Genomic DNA, 18,408 nt, shown 5'->3' on the forward strand with positions numbered 1-18,408 from the left:
CCACCCCATGGATGCAATTTCGAACTGTTGGACACGTCAGGGAAGATAGAAGTTTTCGCTCACCTTGCCCACCGCCTCCTTGGTTCCTATACCGACTGCCTTTCGGGTCCGGGGGCTTTCGCCAGACGGCTGCTGGCCCCTTTTCCAATGAATTTCATGACGTTCTCCGGCAACAGGTCTCCAAAATGCCTCAATGGGCCGGTTGTGCTGGCCTTGCATATTGAGCTACCTCTTGCTGGACAGGTCGCGTGAAGCCAATGCTTTCAACACATTTTGGTTGCGCATTGGCGACGAGGGCCCGCTCGGCTATAGGTCCACCCCAGTTGTGCGCGTGTTCCGGGAGGCAAGTTCGTTGAGTAGTGGAAGAGCAGAGCGCGCAATCTCCAACGGCCTGCGTCTGCTGCTCGCAACGACCGCGCTTGCCATGGCCGCGCCTGCACCGGCATCGGCCCTGGAAATCTTCGGCCTCAAGCTTTTCGAGGGAAAGCGGGAAGCCGAAGCCGACGTGATCGGCACCCCGCATTTCTACTCGATGGATTTCATCGTCGAGAATGGGGACAGCGAAATCGAGCGCGCACTGAAAGCCGCTTCCAGCCTGTGGAACGATCGCGACAAACCCGCCTCCGGCAGTGGCGGGCTTATCGCCAAGGCCCGTGGCGACTACGGGCGCATCCTCGATGCGCTCTACGCGGAAGCCCGCTATGGCGGCACCATCAGCATCACGATCGGTGGACGGGAAGTCGCTAACCTGCCGCTTATCGACGACCTGCCCAGCCCATCGCAGATCACCGTCAGGGTCCAGCCGGGGCCGCTGTTCCGCTTCTCCGAAGCACGCATCGTGAACGCCGCGCCGCCGGCGGCTGACCCTGACGACTTCGTAGCGGCCCCGGCGGATGAAGGTTTTCGCGAGGGCGAGATCGCCGGCTCGCAGACCATCATCAAGGCCGGGCGGCTCTCGGTGGAGGCATGGCGGCAGCAAGGCTACGCCAAGGCCGAGATTGCAGAAAGCCGTGTCACCGCCGCCCATGCAAGCGACACGATCGCCGCCACGATAGAGCTCGCGCCAAGCCGCAGGGCCGTCTACGGACCGGTGGGCGTGCAGGGCACCGAACGCATGAACAATGCGTTCGTGGCGTGGATGACAGGGCTTGAGCCAGGCGAGGAGTATGACCCCGACGACCTTCGAAAGGCGCGCGAACGGCTCATCGAGCTGGGCGTTTTCCGCGCCGCCCGCATCGTTGAGGCGGACGAGATCGAAGCCGACGGCAGCCTGCCGCTGAACATCGTCGTGCAGGAACGCCTTGCCCGCCGCTTCGGCGTGGGCGGCTCGTTCTCGACGGTGGACGGGTTAGGCCTCGAGGCCTACTGGCTGCACCGCAACCTGTTCGGCCGCGCCGAAAGCCTGCGCGTCGAAGGCAAGGTGGCGGGCATCGGCAAGAGCATAGATCCGCAGGACTTCACCTATCGCCTGGGCGCCACCTTCACCCGGCCCGGCGTCTACACGCCGCAAACCAACTTTGTCGCCTCGCTCTATGGCGACCGTGAAGTGCTCGAAACCTATACCCGCACGGGTGTGACCGCGGAGACGGGCTTCACCCACCGGTTCACCGACGAATTGTCCGGCCGCATCTTCGTCAATGGCGGCTTTGCCAAGTTCGAGGACGATTTCGGCACCCGCGAATTCGTCACGGCGGGTTTCCTGGGCGGTATCACCTATGACAGCCGCGACAACGCCGCCGACGCGACCGAGGGCATTTACGCCGAACTGAGAGTCGAGCCCTACTACGAATTCAACTACAGCAACGCCGCAACCCGGATCGTCGCGGAGGCTCGCACCTATCAATCGCTCGACGCCGACAACCGGCTGATCCTGGCCGGCCGCGCCAAGATCGGCACGCTGCTCCAGCCGCCGATCGCCGAGAGCCCGCCCGACAAACTCTTCTTCGCGGGCGGCGGCGGTTCGGTACGCGGCTTTGCCTACCGCAATATCGGTGTCGAAGCGCCCGGCGGCGTTTCCGGCGGACGCTCCCTCATTGAGCTTTCAGGTGAAATCCGCGCGCGCGTTACCCAGTCCATCGGTGTCGTCGGCTTCATCGATGCCGGTTATGTCGGCGCGGAAGCCTTCCCCGATTTCTCGGAGGATCTGAAGATCGGCGTCGGGGCGGGACTTCGCTACCAGACCGGCCTCGGCCCCATCAGGCTCGATGCCGCCGTCCCGCTCGATCGGGGTCCGGACGACCCGAGCGTCGCCTTCTATGTTGGAATAGGACAAGCGTTTTGAGACGGTTTCTGCTCGCTCTCTTGCTGATCCTGGCGGCTGCGCCCTCCCTGGCGCAGGACGCGGCCGAGGAGGCGTCGTTCTTCACTCAGCTCCTGGAGAACAGACTTTCCACGCCCAACCGACAGATCCGCATACGCGGCATCCAGGGGGCGTTGTCCTCGCAAGCGACGATAGACGAGATCACCATTGCCGACCGGGAGGGCGTATGGCTGCGGATCAGCAATGCCCGCATCGACTGGAGCCGCTCGACCCTCCTCCTGCGCCAGCGGCTGGAAGTGCAAAGGCTTGCCGCAGAGGAAATCCAAGTGCTGCGCCGGCCGCTGCCCGACGAGAACCTTCCAGCCCCCGAAGCTGCGCCCCTGCAGGTGCCCGAGCTTCCTATCGCGGTCAATCTGGAGAACCTGGAGATCGAGCGGCTTGCTTTCGACCAAGATGTCTTCGGTCTCGAATCCGTACTCACCCTCCAGGGCAGCCTGGCAATCGCAAGCGGTTCGCTCGATACGTCACTGCGCGTCGTCCGGCTGGACGGGCCCGGCGGCCGCCTCGCCCTCGATGCGCAATATGCCAATGAAACGAAGCAACTTGATCTCGACGTCGCGCTGCGCGAGCCGGAAAACGGTGTTCTTGCGAACCTTCTCGACATTGAAGGCCGCCCCCCGCTTGCCCTGACCCTGGCTGGGTCCGGCCCCATCGACCAGCTTGACCTCAACATGACGCTCGCCGCCGATGGTGCGCCGGTGCTGGAGGGTACGGGCCGGTTCCGCCAGCGCGCCGGAGGGCTTGGTTTCGACGTCGATGTCGGCGGCCCGATCGCGCGCATCGTGCCCGAGCGCTTTCGCGCCTTCTTCGGCGAGGACACCCGCCTCCAGGCCTCGGGCATGGCCAAGGAGGCCGGAGGCGTCCTGCTCGAAAACCTGACGCTTTCCAGCGCCGCCCTTACCCTGGAAGCGGCGGCGGAAACGGCCAGCGACGGCTTCCTGACCTCGCTTTCGATCGATGCCGAAATCGGCGATGACGACGCTGAGGCCGTGCTGCTGCCGGTGGCCGGCGGCGAGACGTCGGTGCGTCGCGCCACGCTCTCCGCCACCTATGGCGAAGCCGGAAACCAGCGCTGGCAAGCCGTGCTGAACCTCGACGATCTCCAAACGGCGACATTTTCGGCGGAAACCGCGACGCTCGACATGAGCGGCATCGCCGAGAACCTCCAAACCCCGGCCGAGCGCCACGTCACCTATGAGATCGACGGTACGGTGGCCGGCATCACCGCCGAGCGCGCCGACATCGCCGAGGCCCTGGGCGATACGGTCCGCCTGGAAGCCAGCGGTGGCTGGACGGCGGGACGGCCATTCACGATCGCAGATGCCCGGCTTTCGGGAAACGACCTCGGAATATCGCTTGCCGGCGACGTGGCGGACTTCGCCTTTCACGGCGACATAGGCGTGGAAGTCGCCAGCATCGCCCCCTTCTCAGGCTTCGCCGGCCGCGCGCTTGCCGGCAGTCTCGACCTGCAGGCGACGGGCGAGCTCAGGCCGATCAGCGGCGCCTTCAACCTGGTGCTCGACGGCGTCGGCGAGGATCTTCGTCTCGGCATCGAGCAGATCGCGCCCTTGCTTGAAGGCGAAACGCGCATCTCGGGACGTATCGCCCGCGGTCCCGAAGGTATCCTGGCTGACGGCTTCACCATCGCCAACGACCAGTTGACGCTGCGCGCCGACGGGACCTATGCCAGCGATGCGGCCGATTTCAGGCTCAACGGCGGCCTTGCCGATCTCTCGCTGATCGACGAGCGGATCTCGGGGCGGCTCCTGGTCGAGGGCAGCGCCGTGGGCGGAGCCGAGGGCCTGAGCCTCAATCTGGTTTCCCGCATCGAGGAAGGCAGCCTGCTCGGCAAGCCCCTTACCGACGCAAGCCTGGTATTCGACGGGATGCGCCGGGACAGCTCGCTTGCCGGGCGGCTGACAGGCGATGCCTTCCTCGATGGCGCACGCGTCGATCTGCAGACCGACATCGTGCTCGCCTCCGGCGAAAAACGTCTGAACGACATCGATTTTCAGGCCGGAGGCACCCGGCTGCGCGGCGACATCGCGCAGGATCGGGAAGGCATGCTGACGGGCGAACTCAACCTCGACGCCCCCGATATATCGACCGCCGCAGCCCTCGCTCTCGTGGAGGCGACCGGCTCGGCAAATGCGCGCATCACCTTGCAGCCGCGCGGCGAGAGCCAGCATGCGACGATAAACGGGACGATCCGCGATCTCGAAAGCGACCGGCTGTCCGTGGGGATGGCCGACATAGAGGCCGAAATCGGCAACCTTTTCGGCGTGCCGCGGGTGGAAGGCACCCTCCACGCCGAAGACCTTACGGCAGCAGGCGTGGATGTGGCCGTGCTGGATGCCACCGCTGATACCCAGGCCAGCCAGACCGAGTTCGACCTTAACGCCCGCCTCGCCCATGGCACACAGATCGACATCGCCGGACTTCTGGCGCCGCAGGATGGCGGCTACAGACTCCGGCTGGACCAGGCGCAGGTGCAGGAAGGGGGCGTTGCCGCGCGGCTTCTGGAACCGGCGACGCTGCTCGTCCAGGGCACCGATATCACCTTCGACGAAATCCGGCTCGATATTGCGGGCGGAACCGTGACCGCGCGCGGAGAAGCTGCCGACACGCTCGACATCGCGGTCTCCCTGGACAGCGTGCCGCTTTCCATCGCAAACGCCATACGTCCCGACCTGGCCCTCGGCGGCACCGTCAGCGGGACCGCCGAGATCGGCGGCAGCCGGGATGCGCCGCAGATATCTTTCGACGTGACAGGCACCGGCATCGTGGCCGAGGCTCTGCGGGAGGCGGGCGTGGCTTCCCTAAACGTGGATGCGCAGGGCCGAACGGCCGACAAAACGCTCTCGCTTCGTGCGGATGTGAACAGCCCCGGCGGCCTTTCTGCCAGCATGGAAGGCAGCGTGCCGCTGGATCAAGACCGTCAGCTCGCGCTCGACGTTACACTGCAAGCTTTTCCCCTGTCCCTGCTGAACCGGCGGATGCCGGACCTGGATCTGTCGGGAACGCTGACCGGCAATGCCGCCATCACAGGGACGCTGGCCGATCCGCGTGCCCGGTTCAGCCTCAATGCCTCGGGCCTCAGCGCCCAGCCCCTGCGTGAGTACGGCGCGGGGCCGATCGAGCTCAGCGCGAATGGGAGCTTTGCCGAGCGGACCGTGACGCTGAGCGCTCTCGAGGCGTCCGGACCCTCCGGGCTTTCCGTGTCAGCCAGCGGCCGCGTACCGCTTGGCGGCGGCGGCCTTGCCGTCGACCTGCGCGGCAGCGTGCCGCTCGCGCTGGGTAACCGTCTCCTGGCCGACCGCGGCACCCAGCTTGCCGGGACGCTGCTTGCCGACATCAGGATTGGGGGCAGCCTTGAAAATCCATCGCTAAGCGGCTCGATCTCGACCCGGGATGGCGCCGCCGTCGACCCCATGACCAATCTGCGTCTCAACGACATCACGCTGGATGCTGCGTTGCAGGGCGACACCGTCACCATCCGCTCCGCCACGGCTGCTCTCGCCGCCGGCGGCACCGTCGCCCTTTCCGGCACGATCTCGACCAGCGCGGCTGCAGGGTTTCCCGCAGACCTTACCATAAGGCTCGATGAAGCCCGATATGCCGATGGCGACATGGTCACCGCGACAATGAGTGGCGCGCTGGCGCTCAGGGGCCCGCTTACGCGTGATCCCCTGCTTTCGGGTGATCTGGCCGTCGACCGTGCTGAAATCCTGGTGCCCGACCGACTGGGAGGTGGCGCAGAGCACATCGATGTCCGCCACATCTCGCCGCCGCCGGACGTGGCCGCAACGCTGCGGCGCGCCCGTGCCGATGACGGAACACCGGTGCCCGGCGGACGGCCAAGCGTCCTGCGCCTGGATGTCCGGGTCGACGCGCCGGCGCGAATCTTCGTTCGCGGGCGCGGTCTCGACGCCGAACTCGGCGGCTCTGTCCGGCTGACCGGTCCCGTCACTTCCATCCAGCCCATCGGCGGCTTCCGGCTGATACGCGGACGCCTTTCCATTCTCGGCCAGCGCATCGTTTTCGACGAGGGAACGGTGACGCTGGTGGGCGATCTCGACCCCTATCTCAACTTTGTCGCACGTTCGACCAGCGGCGACATCACGGTCTTCATCACCGTGGCGGGACGCGTGTCGGATCTCGACATCAGCTTCTCCTCGCAGCCCGAACTTCCCGAGGACGAGGTGCTGGCGCAGTTGATCTTCAAGCGCGGCATCGGCGAACTGTCGCCTCTGCAACTGGCCCAGCTGGCCGCAGCGGCAGCCGAACTGGCGGGCGGCGCAAACACCTCGCTCATCGGCTCGCTACGCGACGCCACAGGTCTTGACGACCTTGACGTGGTCACCGACAGCGAGGGCAACGCGGCCGTACGCGCCGGCCGCTATATCCAGGAAAACATCTATCTTGGCGTGGAGGCCGGGGCGAAGGGAACCACCCGCGGCACCATCAATCTCGACATCACCGAGAACCTGAAAGCCCGCGGTTCCGTCGGCTCCGATGGCGATTCAAGCCTCGGCCTCTTTTACGAGAAAGACTACTGACGCGCCAAGAGAAGTCGGCGCCCAAAAAGAAGCCGGCTCAAAAAGCCGGCAAACGGCACGCAGTGTGGGGCTTGGGGCGGGGGGGCGCGTGCCGTTGAAACATCAATCGCCAACCCGGCTGGAAGTTCCGCCCACTCCTGAGAAAATTATAAGAAAAGTGGATGAATGGCTCCGGCGTGGAACGGCCCGCGGCCTTTTGCCGTTGATACAGGGATATCCGACACAAACCGGGAGGAGTGGGTATGAATACCGGTCCCGACGATGCCGAGCGGCTAAGGCTGTTCCGACTTATACCTGACGCGCCGGCTTCCGACCCGAACTGGGATTTGGCCGCGCCGAAAGGCGAACTCGTCGTCCGCGCCCGGTCCATCGCCGATGCGCGCATCGTCGCGGCGGAGGCAGAGACGGATTTCCTCGACCTTCCCGCCAAGCCGGGCGACGGCGTATCCACCGAATTCGCCAGCGCCTTCCGGGATGAGAAACTTTATCGGGTCGAGGAGATCGAACCGGGCGAGCACGACGAGCGCGGGCCGCGCGGCGTCGTTAGTCGAAATTGATCCGAGACATCGGCCCCGCCTACCAATACTCTTTTCTCATTGCCGTACCGCTCATCTATCCTGACCAGACCAAGGTATGGCGCAGGCAAGGCTTTGTCGCAGGGACCAAGTCGCGCCTCCTAATGCTCATCATCACTAACATCAGTAACCAGATCTCGGCGTAATGCCGTCGTCTAATGACTTTTTTGCATGACAAAGCTAGAATGCCGGTATGCCTCCAGAGATTGTCGCGCTAACTGAAAAGCCTCATCTCCTGATCGCCATACTTCTCGTCGGCGCTTTTGCTGGCATGACCATCGAGCGCTTTTTGTCCGAGATGCGACAACAGACATGGCGGGAAAGAAACCGCTGGCGCTGGCAGAAAAAGCGCGGTTGGGGCAACACCGTTAGCAGACAGTGGAATATCAGGCCTGATCTGCAGGCACCAAGGAAAGTCGATGCCGCTGACCAGTTGCGGATTGTCATGGGTGCAAATTTCACTATCCAACCACTCCTCAACAAGAGTGAAGCACGCGTATTCAAGGAACTCGACGGCATGGTGATCAGCTGCAACCCGAGTTGGCAGGTGATGGCGCAAGTGTCTTTGGGAGAGATTCTCCGCAGCAGGAATGCGGACGCGTACAGCTGCATAAACTCCAAACGGGTTGACCTACTTCTGATGGACGAGAACTGCCAGGCTCGGCATGTGATTGAATATCAAGGTGGTGGGCATCATCAGGGCACTGCAGCAGCGCGCGATGCGGTCAAGAAGGAGGCGCTGCGGCGTGCAGGCATCGGCTATCACGAGGTCGTCTCCGGTCACACCACTCCGTCCGAGCTAAGGCAGTTGGTTGAGAAACTGGTGGATAAGCCCGTTGCCCCCCAACAACGGCCTGCCCCATGACAAGCAATCGAGAATGCGATATTCGGCAGGCCTGATCTCGGCAACGGCACAGGAAAAGAAAACTGCCGGACTACATCTGCGGATCATTCGCGAGTGATCGGCAACTCCCGCTGGCATGCTTGCCTTAGGGCTGCACCATAGTTCGGCGCAAACACCCATACATGCTATCTCATTGAAAAGATTGGTGGGTGATGTAGGGATCGAACCTACGACCCGCTGATTAAGAGTCAGCTGCTCTACCAACTGAGCTAATCACCCGACCGTTGCGCCGCAATCAGTGGCGCCTCTTGTCCGCCGGTTGGTCCGGCGAACGTCGCGCTCATTAACGTGTCTCCGGCGCACATGCAAGCCCCGCGGGGGCACTTTTGCGCCGCGCGCGGCTTTTGTCGTAGAACGCTGCGCAGCGACTTATTTCCGGGAACGGGAAACGGCTTATGCTGTCACAAATACAGCGCTCCCTCGGCGACCTTCACCGCTCCGCCACCGATCCGGGCCCCTTCCAGCTTCCGGCTGGCGACATCCATTTCCAGCCTGATTCGTGACGGTCTGCCCATTTCGATCCCCTGCTCGATCCAGAAGCCGTACGCCCCATCCACCGGCTCGTCGTGCATCAGAATCGCGCCTGCAAAGGCGGCCGCGGCCGAGCCGGTGGCGGGATCTTCGGCGATACCCGCATCGGGCGCGAACATGCGCGCATGGAAGGAGCAGTCATGGTTCACCGTCTCCCTGCAATAGACATAGGGATCGGCCATGATGTCGCTGTCCGACTGCACCAAATCCCGCCACAGCGCGCCATCCAAGCGAACCTGTGCCGCCGCGCGAAGATCGGTCACGGGAACGCAGATATAGGGAACGCCGGCAGACCAGCCGGTGATGACATGGTTCTCGAAGCCGATCTGATTGTAGGCAAGCCCCAGCGCTGCGGCCACCGATTCGGCAGGCACGTCGAAGGCCAGACGTTCCGGCAGCAGGGGGAGATCGAACTCGGCGAAAGCCGTTCCCCGGCCCGTCGTCACCGCGCAGCGCACCGGCCCCACTTTTTCCTCCAGGACGATGATCGAGGTATTCCGGTCGCTCCCTTCCTCACCGCCATTGCACTGTGCCAGGGCGACTGCGGTTCCCACGGTGGGATGGCCGGCGAAGGGAAGCTCCGTTCGAGGCGTGAATATGCGGATGTTGGCAGTGTGAACCGGATTTTCCGGCGGGCGGACGAAAACAGTCTCGGACAGGTTGAACTCGCCGGCGATCTTCTGCATTTGTGCGTCGTCCAGCCCCTCGGCATCGAGCACGATCGCCAACGGGTTGCCCGAAAGAACGGACTGGGTGAAGACATCATAGACAGTATACTTGCGTGGACGCATGTTCCCTCCCTGCCGGCATCTAGGTCATTTCACCATTTCATGGAAACGGTGAAATGATCCAACCATTTGATTTTACGCAAATCCCGAACGGAAAAAACCGGTTTCCACTTTTCCTGAAATTGCTCTACAGCGCCATGCGTCCATTTGGACATACAAGGGACGCTCCATCTTCTTGTTTGCCGCATTCATGCGGACGCCAGATGATCCCACCTGAATGCATAACGCTATAATCGATCCCAACGGCCCGTTCACACGATGTCCAGCGTGATCGCCACCGGGCAATGGTCCGAGGCCTTTGGCCGGTCCCATCCCGTGCGGGGAAAACGTTCGACCTCCTGCCCCGGCGGAAACACGGTGCGGTAGGGCTGTCCCGCCCGCACGATGTCGGGCATCGCGCGCGCGTTGCGGCCAGCGAGCGACGGCGAGAGCAGCAGATAGTCGAGTTGACAAAGGTGTCGCTCCTCCGGTCCCCGGCTATGATAGAGCGTCCAGCGGTCCATCTCCGGGCGACGCTCGACGACATTCTCGCAGAACCCGCCTTCCGTCAGGATGTTGAGGCTGGACTGCGCCTCGTGCGCGACCTCGAACGTAAAGCCGGAATGGGCGTCCCCGCCAATCACCACACGCTCGCGATAGTCGTTCAGGTCACCGCAGACTGCCCAGCGCTTCTCGCCGGCCTTGTCCGCCCCGAAGCGCTCCTCGATGATGCGACGCACGGCAACAGCTTCCGCGATGCGGACCGGCATCGAGGCCTGGCGGCCGTCGAGATCGCCGCGCGGAGGGCTCATTGCCTTGAAGTGCACGCCGTAAAGCGTGAACGGACGGCCGCCGATGCGCAGATCGATCTCGAGGCAGTCGCGCCGGAAAATGCGCTCGTTTGCCTCGATCCCCATAGCGGCCAGCCGCTCGTTGTACAGATCCAGCGCCTCGAATGTCAGATGCGCATGGCTGGTCATGCGCTCGAATTCGATCGGTTGCCCATCGGCGGTTTCCAGGCGCATCATCACGGCCACGTCGATGCCGCGCCCATCATTTCCGGCGGTGGAGTATTTCTCGCGGTATCCGCTGCCTATCATCTTGAACAGGTAGCCGTACTCGAAAGCCTTCAACGCGGCCAGATTGTCGACTTCCTGCAAGCACAGGATATCGGCGCGGGTGGAGGCGGTGGCCAGCGCCGTCAGTTGCCTCGCATCGTCGGTGTGGGCGATGGTCCGCGCCCGCTCCAGTTCGCGGTACTCGTCTTCGTCGGCAATATCGAACAACGCCAGTGCCCGGTCCTGTCGCAACTCGTTGCGATATCCGGAAAAATCGAACCGGTTCATCAGGTTTTCGACGTTGAAGGTGGCGATCCGGACCGACATGTTTCCAGTTTCTGCCCTCGGAACGGTCAAAAGGCAAGCATCCTTCGCCCGCCATACGGCGCAATCGGGTAAACCCGATTGTTCTTCCTCTTTTGGTGGGCGGACTGGCGGCTGCAACCTTTGCATTCATGCCGCATTCATAAGGCATCTGGGATAATGACCCTTGTGTAAATCGGCGATGGGTCGGCTTGGACATCGCTGGAAAGAAGGAGTGTTCTCATGAGACATCGCCTCTCGACCCTCACATTTTCCGGTCTGGTCGCGCTCGGTATCATGGCCGGTTCCGGCGCCGCCAATGCGTCGGCGCTGTCGGTGGCCGGTACAAGCGTCGATCCCGTGCGGACCACGGCCGACACCGCGAACCCGTCAGCCTCGGTTCAAAAGGTTCATGACCGGCGCTATCGCCACGGACGCAAGCGGCACTTCAAACGCCGCCATGACAAGCCGCGCATGGGCATCTATTTCGAGTTTGGAACCGGTGGCTACCGCTACCGTCCGCCCTACTATGCACGACCGCATTATGCGCGGCCCTATTATGTGCGCCCACGTCCAGAGCGTTCCTATCGCCTGAGCAGGCAGCATGTGAGCTGGTGCTACGACCGCTACCGCTCCTATAGGGCTTACGACAACACGTTCCAGCCCTATAACGGACCGCGCAGGGCGTGCCGTTCGCCTTACATGTACTGATACCTGGCATCGTTGGCGGCGCAATGCCGCCAGCGGCTTCTTAAGAATGTAGCGCCGGCACATCGTGACGGAGCAGGTTCCGACCGTGTTCCATGGCCGATAGAGGAGCAAATCGGCTCAAGCTTTAATTGTTACAGTTCGACTTTTCAAGGCCGTGTTTAGCTATACAGTACACCTATACTGCAAGCTATTTCAGGAAATTTTATTGTGTCCGTATTTCCGAAAGTCATCATTTCCCTTCTGCTGGCCTGCATGACGGGAACCGGCGTCCGTGCGGAGGTTTTCTCCATACGGGCGCCGGTGACCGTTCCGCACAAGGCGGCGGTTGCCCGGATTTCCGACCATGGGCCACGAATACGCCATAGCGGCGGCGGCTTCAGCATCGAGCTCAGAAGCGGCACGCACCCGCATCTGCAACGTCGAGGCTGGGAACGCTATCGGCCCTACTGGGATACTCCGTACTATCGAAACTACAGAACGCACAGGTTCGACTTGCCAGAATACCGCCGATATCGAGACATCAGCCCCTTCTACCGCGGCGATCGCCTCCTATTCGAAACGGTGCCCACCCGTCCCGCGATCAGGCCGGGCCACGGGCAACGAGCCGCGCATATGGCCTGGTGCCGCGACCGCTACCGCTCCTACCGCGCATCGGACAACACCTTCCAACCTTACAAGGGGCCACGCAGAATATGCCGGTCGCCTTACGGGCGATAGCGGCCATTGCTTCGCAAGAAAACACCGGCCGCGGATCGCTCCGCGGCCGGTAAATATGTCTTGCGGATGCGCCTTAGTTCTTCTCTTTGTCCACCAGCTTGTTCTTGGCGATCCAGGGCATCATGCCGCGCAGCTTCTCGCCCACTTCCTCAATCTGGTGGGTGTCGTTGAGACGGCGCGTTGCCTTGAAGCGGGCTGCGCCCGAATGCCATTCCTGCATCCATTCCGACGTGAAACGGCCCGACTGGATGTCTTTCAGGACACGCTTCATCTCCGCCTTGGTTTCATCGGTGATGATGCGCGGGCCGGTGACATATTCGCCCCACTCGGCGGTGTTGGAGATCGAGTAGTTCATGTTGGCGATGCCGCCCTCATAGATGAGGTCGACGATCAGCTTCACCTCGTGAAGGCACTCGAAATAGGCCATTTCCGGGGCATAGCCGCCCTCGACGAGGGTTTCGAAGCCGGCACGGATAAGTTCCACCAGGCCGCCGCATAGCACCACCTGCTCGCCGAAAAGATCTGTTTCGCATTCCTCCCGGAATGTCGTCTCGATGATGCCCGAGCGACCGCCTCCAACGCCGCAGGCATAAGAAAGGCCGAGGTCGAGCGCGTTGCCCGATGCGTCCTGGTGAACCGCCACCAGGCACGGCACGCCGCCGCCCTTCTGATATTCGCTGCGCACCGTATGGCCCGGGCCCTTGGGCGCGACCATCAGCACGTCGACGGTCTTCTTCGGCTCGATCAGGCCGAAATGAACGTTGAGGCCGTGGGCAAACGCGATTGCGGCGCCGTCACGGATGTTCGGGGCGATCTCCGAAGCATAGATGCCGGCCTGCAACTCGTCCGGGGTGGCCATCATCATCAGGTCGGCCCAGCCGGCCGCTTCCGCCACCGTCATCACCTTGAAGCCGTCGGCCTCGGCCTTTTTGGCGGTCGAGGAGCCGGCGCGTAGCGCCACGGCCACATCCTTGGCGCCCGAATCCTTCAGGTTCAGCGCATGCGCCCTGCCCTGGCTGCCATAGCCAATAATAGCCACCTTCTTCGACTTGATCAGGTTGAGATCGGCATCGCGATCATAATAGACACGCATTATTCGTTTCCTTCCATCAGGTTCTCGATATTCGGCATGACGCACTTCAGATGCCGCCAGCCCGCTCCTCTTCCCGCGCCGCAAACAGCGCCAGAAACCTTTCCACGGCGCGCTCCGCCTGATCGGCAAAGTGTATAGGCCGGCGCGCGCCCTCCTCGCCCAGCAGCATTCGCACATGCAGATCGCGCACGATCAGCCCGTAAAGCGTGTGGTAGACGTCGTCGCGATCCTCGTAGCGGATGAGGCCGCGCCGCATGCCCGCTTCCAAAAGCGCGCACGCCCGGCTGTCGATCCGCCGCCGGCCGCGCTCGATCAGGAGCCGCGCCAGCCGGTTGCCCTCCCGGCTCGCCTGGCCGATAGCAAGCCGGTTGAGCGCCAGCGAGACATCTCCCGCCAGAACCTGCAGGAGATCGTGGGCGAAATCGACCAGATGGGCGCGAAAACGCGCCGCATCCATCATGCCGCCGTCATCGGAAAAGGCGCGCACCTTGCTCGCTTGATAGGCGATCATCGCCGCCAGCAAACCGTCGCGGTCGCCGAACCACTTGTAGAGGCTTTCCTTCGAGCAACTTGCCGCGCGCGCCACGCCGGCCGTCGTCAACGCCTTCTCGCCGCCTGCCACCAGCAGTTCGAGCGCGCATTCGAGCACCGCGCTCTGGCGCGGTGTGAATTCGTCGTCGCTGATCCTGGCGGTCATACCCACCGGCGCCTCGCAATAAATCGTACCGTACGGTACGGTTCTGTCACAAGCCGGCAAGGTTTTCAAGCCAGGATTACAAGCCGGATGGCAAAACTGGACATGGTGCCCCGCATACACAAGGCACAAGGCTGCCCATTATTGATTGGCGTCGAACAGCGCCCGCGCTTTCCTCACCTTCCCGTGATTGCATTCGGCCCAGTGCACGAGCGCGTGTAGCGGTTCGAACATCGAACGGCCAAGGTCGGTAAGACTGTATTCCACGCTTGGCGGAGTGGTGGGGAAGACTTCGCGATGCACATAGCCATCGCGCTGCAGGTCACGAAGCGTCTGCGTGAGCATGCGCTGGGAAATGTCCGGCACGAGCCGCCGCAGCGCCCCGAAGCGATAGGGCTGCTCGGCCAGCGCGAGCATGATCAGCGAGTTCCATTTGCCGCCTATATTGTTGATGACGTCACGCACGGGACAATCGCCCAGGTTTTGTCCATCGCCGGCCGCCCTGTAGGCTTCCAGCTTAGCCCCAAGATTAATGGGCTTGGCATCCATATGTCGCCTCCAGTCGAATTAGAAGAGGTGGTTCCCAATCGATAACCACCGGCTCGAAAACTGCCTTCTTTACGAAGGCTCAGTGATACCTATTTTAGCCCTGCTCTCAAAAAGAGACAACAACCTCACCAACGGGATTGAACATGAACAAGATACTTATCACCGGCGCTTCGGGGCAGTTGGGCGGTCTCGTGGTGAAACATCTGCTCGAAACGGAAAAACTAGCCCCGGCCCGACTCATCGCCGGCTCCCGCGATCCGTCGAAACTGGACGCGCTGGCCGCCAGGGGCGTCGAGACCGCAAAGGTCGATTTTGACGATGCGCACAGCCTTTCGGACGCTTCTGGCCGGGCTGAGACCGTCCTGATTATCTCGACCGACGCACTTGACGAACCCGGCAAGCGATTGCGCCAGCACAAGGCGGCGGTTGAAGCGGCCGCAAATGCCGGCGTCAAGCATCTGGCCTATACGTCCATGCCCAAGACCGAGCCGGGCAACCCAGTTTTGTTCGCACCGGATCACTATGGGACCGAACAGACGCTGAAAGCTTCCGGCATTACCTATACGATCTTCCGCAACAGTTGGTATCAGGAAAATCTGCTGATGAGCCTGCCCCAGACGGTTCGGTCGGGCACCTGGTATACATCGGCCGGGGATGGAAAGACCGCCCATATTGCCCGGGACGACGTGGCACGCGCGATCGCCGCCTCCCTGGCCAAGGGCCCGGCTGCCAATGCCACCTACACGCTGACCGGCGCGAAAGCATACACGAACGCCGAAATCGCGGCATTAGCCGCCGAGGCGACGGGCAAGCCCGTCAAGGTGGTGGATTTGAACGACGAGGCTCTTGCCGAGGGCATGAAGGCCGCCGGTGTATCGGAGGCTTTCATCCCGCTGCTCGTCTCCTTCGAGGCCAATGCCCGCGCTGGGGGATTGGCCGAGGTCACCGGAGACTTCGAAAAACTAACGGGCAGCACGCAGAAGCCGCTCACGGCTTTCCTGGAAGAGAGCAAGGCGCTTCTTTCCGGCGCCACCGAGTAATCAGCCCCCGCCGCGGGCGTATCCTGCGCTCGCGGCCGCCAAGGGCTCTACCCCCTTGCAGGCTTTAAGGAAGCGCCTCACTGTCTCGGCCATGCCATGCTCCAGTGCGTCGGCAGTCAGCCCGTGGCCGATGGAGACTTCCGCCAGCGCGGGTATCCGCGTTGCAACCGCCGGCAGATTGGCCACGGTGAGGTCATGGCCGGCATTGACGCCAAGGCCGAAACCGGCCGCAAGCGCGGCTGTTTTGCCAAGCTTTTCCAACTCGATAGCGGCTTTTGCGGAATCATCGAAGCAAGCGCCATAAGGGCCCGTGTAAAGCTCGATACGGTCCGCTCCCGTCTCCCGCGCGATTGCAAGCTCGGCTTCCGGCACATCGGGGTCGCTGAACAGCGACACACGAATGCCCTGCCGCTTCAAGCGTTGAACCACAGGTTTCAGGAAATCGAGGCTCTGTCGAAAAGGCCAGCCATGATCGGAGGTCGCCTGCGACGGATCGTCGGGCACCAGCGTCACCTGGTTGGGCTGATGCTCTTCCACCAGTACCAGGAATGCCTCGCTCGGGTAGCCCTCGATATTGAATTCGGTCTCGGGGAAGGAATCGTCGATCAATGCCCGGATTTTCGGCAGGTCCGAGAAGCGGATATGACGCTCGTCCGGCCGTGGATGCACGGTCAGGCCGTGCGCGCCGGCCTCAAGCGCGATGCGTCCGATCCCGGTCACGCTGGGCCAGGGTAGGTCGCGGCGATTGCGCAACATGGCGATGGCATTGAGATTGACGGAAAGCTTGGCCGGCATGACGATCCCTGACTTGACTAGATCAGGGTGACGTTTCGTTGAATCGCCACTTTGATCTATCTCCTTGTTGGCGCATGATCTTTCCTGGGCCGGTGCCCATTTTTCGGAATCATGCTCTTATGCCGCATCCTATACAGGGTTTGAAGGGAACTGACAGGTCCACTTAGCGTTGAACCAGATGACAGAAAAAGCGTCCAGACGAGCCATGCTGATCAATGAGAACCCACCCAACATCCGCCGTATCGACACAAGCCGCGACGATGCCTATGCCTTCGAGATAACGGGCCATATCACCGCGTCCGATATGGAAAACCTGTATGGGCTCCTGGAAGGGGCCTATACGCTGCACGAGAAGATCGATCTCATCGTCATCATACACGACTATGAGGGCTTCGACTGGAGCGCGGCTTTCAAGGAAAAGTCGATGCTGGGCAAAACGAATGCGCTCAAGCACATTCGCAAATACGCCGTCGTCGGCGGACCATCCTGGATGGGCCCCACCATGGCGTTCTTCAAGCCGTTTTTTTCCATGGACATGAAGCATTTCGAGTTGGAGCAGCAAAACGATGCGTGGGACTGGCTGGGAGCCGAACCCGCGCCGCCCGAAGTCTGATCAACGCACGATGGTCAGCCGCTCCGCCGCCCGAGTGATCGCCGTGTAGAGCCAGCGTTGGCGCGTGTCGCGAAAGGCGTAGCTTTCATCGAACAGAACCACATCGTTCCACTGGGAACCCTGCGCCTTGTGCACGGTCAGTGCATAGCCGAAGTCGAAATCGTCATAGCGCTTCTTGGTCTGCCACGGAATGTCGCCCTCCGGATTCTCGAACACGGCCTTCAGGAGCTTGATCTTGGCCACGCCCCGGTCGGGATCGTCTTCCTCCGGTGCGACCAGAAGGTTGATGCCGGGCTTCACGGTCTCCTTCGACGAGGTCATCACCTTCCACAGCGAACCGTTGAGAAGCCCCTTTGCGGGATCGTTGCGCAGGCACACGAGCTTGTCGCCCGCCTGGGGATACATGGCATCGAAGCCCTTCAATTCGCGCAGGCGCTGATTATAGCGCCGCCGTGTTCTGTTCGTGCCGACCAGCACCTGATCGGCCGCAAGAACCATCTCGCGGTCCACATCGGCCTTGCCGACGACCTGCGCCGTCCCGTAGTCGCCATACATGATTTCCCGCCCCTCACGCACATCGAGCGCAAGCTGGATGATGGGATTGTCACGCGCCTGGCGGTGGATTTCCGTCAACAGGTGATCCGGCTCATGCTCGGTGAAGAAGCCGCCACCGGATATGGGCGGAAGCTGTCCCGGATCGCCCAGGACGAGGATCGGCGTGCTAAAGGACAGGAGATCCCGCCCCAGCGCTTCGTCAACCATCGAGCACTCGTCGATGATCACCAGCTTGGCCTTCGATATGGGGCTCTGCCGGTTGAGCGAGAAAGTGGGCGACATCGAGGTCTTGCCGGTGATCTCGTCCTCGACCTGTTCCTCGCCGCGCGGCCGGTAGATCAGCGAATGAATGGTGCGGGCATTGCTCGCCCCCTTCGAGCGCAGCACTTGTGCGGCCTTGCCCGTGAAGGCGGCGAACTGCACGTCGCCGTCCACATGTTCGGCAAAGTAGCGCGCCAGCGTGGTCTTGCCGGTCCCTGCATAGCCGAACAGGCGGAAGACCTGGGTGCTCCCGTCCCTCAGCCAGCGCGACACGGCCTTCAGGGCCTCATCCTGTTGCGGCGAAAAATCCATGAATGGTGAAGAACAGGATTCGACAGCTGTATGCAAGGCGTGTTCGGGGCG

Annotated in this window: 14 protein-coding genes, 1 tRNA gene and 1 pseudogene; 8 read left to right on the forward strand and 8 right to left on the reverse strand. The window is 62.4% G+C overall.

Going from position 1 to position 18,408, the window contains the following annotated elements:
• Nucleotides 1–424 precede the first annotated feature (424 nt).
• The 4 genes from N1058_RS13345 (at nt 425) to N1058_RS13360 (ending at nt 8,319) form a co-directional block, all read left to right on the forward strand.
• Complete coding sequence (locus N1058_RS13345; protein WP_265518204.1) at nt 425–2,281, forward strand: autotransporter assembly complex protein TamA; 1,857 nt, start codon at nt 425–427, stop codon at nt 2,279–2,281.
• Nucleotides 2,278–6,879 carry a translocation/assembly module TamB domain-containing protein gene (locus tag N1058_RS13350; RefSeq protein WP_265518060.1) on the forward strand — a complete coding sequence of 1,534 codons (4,602 nt, stop codon included), beginning with the start codon at nt 2,278–2,280 and terminating at the stop codon, nt 6,877–6,879. The genes N1058_RS13345 and N1058_RS13350 overlap by 4 nt, the downstream gene beginning before the upstream one ends.
• A gap of 242 nt (nt 6,880–7,121) precedes the next feature.
• Nucleotides 7,122–7,436: a hypothetical protein gene (locus tag N1058_RS13355; RefSeq protein ID WP_265518061.1), complete on the forward strand. Its 315-nt coding sequence runs from the start codon at nt 7,122–7,124 to the stop codon at nt 7,434–7,436.
• A gap of 211 nt (nt 7,437–7,647) precedes the next feature.
• Nucleotides 7,648–8,319, forward strand: a complete 672-nt coding sequence (locus N1058_RS13360; RefSeq protein ID WP_265518062.1) for a DUF2726 domain-containing protein — start codon at nt 7,648–7,650, stop codon at nt 8,317–8,319.
• Nucleotides 8,320–8,501: 182 nt separating this feature from the next.
• Here the strand turns inward: N1058_RS13360 and N1058_RS13365 are convergent.
• The 3 genes from N1058_RS13365 to N1058_RS13375 all read right to left on the reverse strand — a co-directional run bounded on the left by N1058_RS13365 (nt 8,502) and on the right by N1058_RS13375 (nt 11,041).
• Nucleotides 8,502–8,577 (reverse strand) — tRNA-Lys (locus tag N1058_RS13365).
• A 182-nt stretch (nt 8,578–8,759) separates the two neighbouring features.
• On the reverse strand, nt 8,760–9,680 hold the full coding sequence (locus N1058_RS13370) for a PhzF family phenazine biosynthesis protein (RefSeq protein ID WP_265518063.1): 921 nt from the start codon (nt 9,678–9,680) through the stop codon (nt 8,760–8,762).
• 248 nt (nt 9,681–9,928) lie between these two features.
• A complete protein-coding gene (locus tag N1058_RS13375; protein ID WP_265518064.1) occupies nt 9,929–11,041 on the reverse strand; it encodes an endonuclease/exonuclease/phosphatase family protein in 1,113 nt (370 codons plus the stop codon).
• A 219-nt stretch (nt 11,042–11,260) separates the two neighbouring features.
• Between N1058_RS13375 and N1058_RS13380 the strand changes: the two genes are divergently transcribed.
• Together N1058_RS13380 and N1058_RS13385 are read left to right on the forward strand one after the other, a co-directional pair.
• Nucleotides 11,261–11,728, forward strand: coding sequence for a BA14K family protein (locus tag N1058_RS13380; protein WP_265518065.1), 468 nt, complete (start codon nt 11,261–11,263; stop codon nt 11,726–11,728).
• Between the two features lie 609 nt (nt 11,729–12,337).
• Nucleotides 12,338–12,445: pseudogene (locus tag N1058_RS13385) on the forward strand (BA14K family protein); the annotation flags it as partial.
• Nucleotides 12,446–12,518: 73 nt separating this feature from the next.
• On the opposite strand, the gene ilvC reads toward N1058_RS13385, so the two are convergent.
• From ilvC to N1058_RS13400, 3 genes are all read right to left on the reverse strand, one after another.
• The gene (gene ilvC / locus N1058_RS13390) at nt 12,519–13,538 is read right to left on the reverse strand and encodes a ketol-acid reductoisomerase (protein ID WP_265518066.1); all 1,020 of its coding nucleotides are present in this window, start codon (nt 13,536–13,538) and stop codon (nt 12,519–12,521) included.
• A gap of 46 nt (nt 13,539–13,584) precedes the next feature.
• A complete protein-coding gene (locus N1058_RS13395) occupies nt 13,585–14,235 on the reverse strand; it encodes a TetR/AcrR family transcriptional regulator C-terminal domain-containing protein (protein WP_265518067.1) in 651 nt (216 codons plus the stop codon).
• Between the two features lie 138 nt (nt 14,236–14,373).
• Nucleotides 14,374–14,781: a winged helix-turn-helix transcriptional regulator gene (locus tag N1058_RS13400; protein WP_265518068.1), complete on the reverse strand. Its 408-nt coding sequence runs from the start codon at nt 14,779–14,781 to the stop codon at nt 14,374–14,376.
• A 143-nt stretch (nt 14,782–14,924) separates the two neighbouring features.
• On the opposite strand from N1058_RS13400, the gene N1058_RS13405 reads away from it, so the two are divergent.
• On the forward strand, nt 14,925–15,821 hold the full coding sequence (locus N1058_RS13405) for an SDR family oxidoreductase (protein ID WP_265518069.1): 897 nt from the start codon (nt 14,925–14,927) through the stop codon (nt 15,819–15,821).
• Here the strand turns inward: N1058_RS13405 and N1058_RS13410 are convergent, their stop codons facing one another.
• Complete coding sequence (locus N1058_RS13410; protein ID WP_265518070.1) at nt 15,822–16,616, reverse strand: pyridoxine 5'-phosphate synthase; 795 nt, start codon at nt 16,614–16,616, stop codon at nt 15,822–15,824. It abuts the gene before it with no gap.
• A 205-nt stretch (nt 16,617–16,821) separates the two neighbouring features.
• On the opposite strand from N1058_RS13410, the gene N1058_RS13415 reads away from it, so the two are divergent.
• Nucleotides 16,822–17,229 (forward strand): SpoIIAA family protein, encoded by a 408-nt coding sequence (locus N1058_RS13415; RefSeq protein ID WP_265518071.1) that lies wholly within the window; start codon nt 16,822–16,824, stop codon nt 17,227–17,229.
• On the opposite strand, the gene N1058_RS13420 is transcribed toward N1058_RS13415, so the two are convergent.
• Nucleotides 17,230–18,357, reverse strand: a complete 1,128-nt coding sequence (locus N1058_RS13420; RefSeq protein ID WP_265518072.1) for an ATP-dependent DNA helicase — start codon at nt 18,355–18,357, stop codon at nt 17,230–17,232.
• Between the last annotated feature and the right edge of the window lie 51 nt (nt 18,358–18,408).

Origin of the sequence: Nitratireductor luteus (genome assembly GCF_026162365.1) — a bacterium.
Classification (GTDB): domain Bacteria; phylum Pseudomonadota; class Alphaproteobacteria; order Rhizobiales; family Rhizobiaceae; genus Chelativorans; species Chelativorans luteus.

What these genes read in the sequence shown, in the direction of transcription:
- N1058_RS13375 (WP_265518064.1), bottom strand. Translation starts at nt 11,041, where the DNA reads ATGTCGGTCCGGATCGCCACCTTCAACGTCGAAAACCTGATGAACCGG.
- N1058_RS13400 (WP_265518068.1), bottom strand. Translation starts at nt 14,781, where the DNA reads ATGGATGCCAAGCCCATTAATCTTGGGGCTAAGCTGGAAGCCTACAGG.
- N1058_RS13415 (WP_265518071.1), top strand. Translation starts at nt 16,822, where the DNA reads ATGCTGATCAATGAGAACCCACCCAACATCCGCCGTATCGACACAAGC.
- N1058_RS13405 (WP_265518069.1), top strand. Translation starts at nt 14,925, where the DNA reads ATGAACAAGATACTTATCACCGGCGCTTCGGGGCAGTTGGGCGGTCTC.
- N1058_RS13370 (WP_265518063.1), bottom strand. Translation starts at nt 9,680, where the DNA reads ATGCGTCCACGCAAGTATACTGTCTATGATGTCTTCACCCAGTCCGTT.
- N1058_RS13355 (WP_265518061.1), top strand. Translation starts at nt 7,122, where the DNA reads ATGAATACCGGTCCCGACGATGCCGAGCGGCTAAGGCTGTTCCGACTT.
- N1058_RS13420 (WP_265518072.1), bottom strand. Translation starts at nt 18,357, where the DNA reads ATGGATTTTTCGCCGCAACAGGATGAGGCCCTGAAGGCCGTGTCGCGC.
- ilvC (WP_265518066.1), bottom strand. Translation starts at nt 13,538, where the DNA reads ATGCGTGTCTATTATGATCGCGATGCCGATCTCAACCTGATCAAGTCG.
- N1058_RS13345 (WP_265518204.1), top strand. Translation starts at nt 425, where the DNA reads ATGGCCGCGCCTGCACCGGCATCGGCCCTGGAAATCTTCGGCCTCAAG.
- N1058_RS13380 (WP_265518065.1), top strand. Translation starts at nt 11,261, where the DNA reads ATGAGACATCGCCTCTCGACCCTCACATTTTCCGGTCTGGTCGCGCTC.
- N1058_RS13410 (WP_265518070.1), bottom strand. Translation starts at nt 16,616, where the DNA reads ATGCCGGCCAAGCTTTCCGTCAATCTCAATGCCATCGCCATGTTGCGC.
- N1058_RS13360 (WP_265518062.1), top strand. Translation starts at nt 7,648, where the DNA reads ATGCCTCCAGAGATTGTCGCGCTAACTGAAAAGCCTCATCTCCTGATC.
- N1058_RS13395 (WP_265518067.1), bottom strand. Translation starts at nt 14,235, where the DNA reads ATGACCGCCAGGATCAGCGACGACGAATTCACACCGCGCCAGAGCGCG.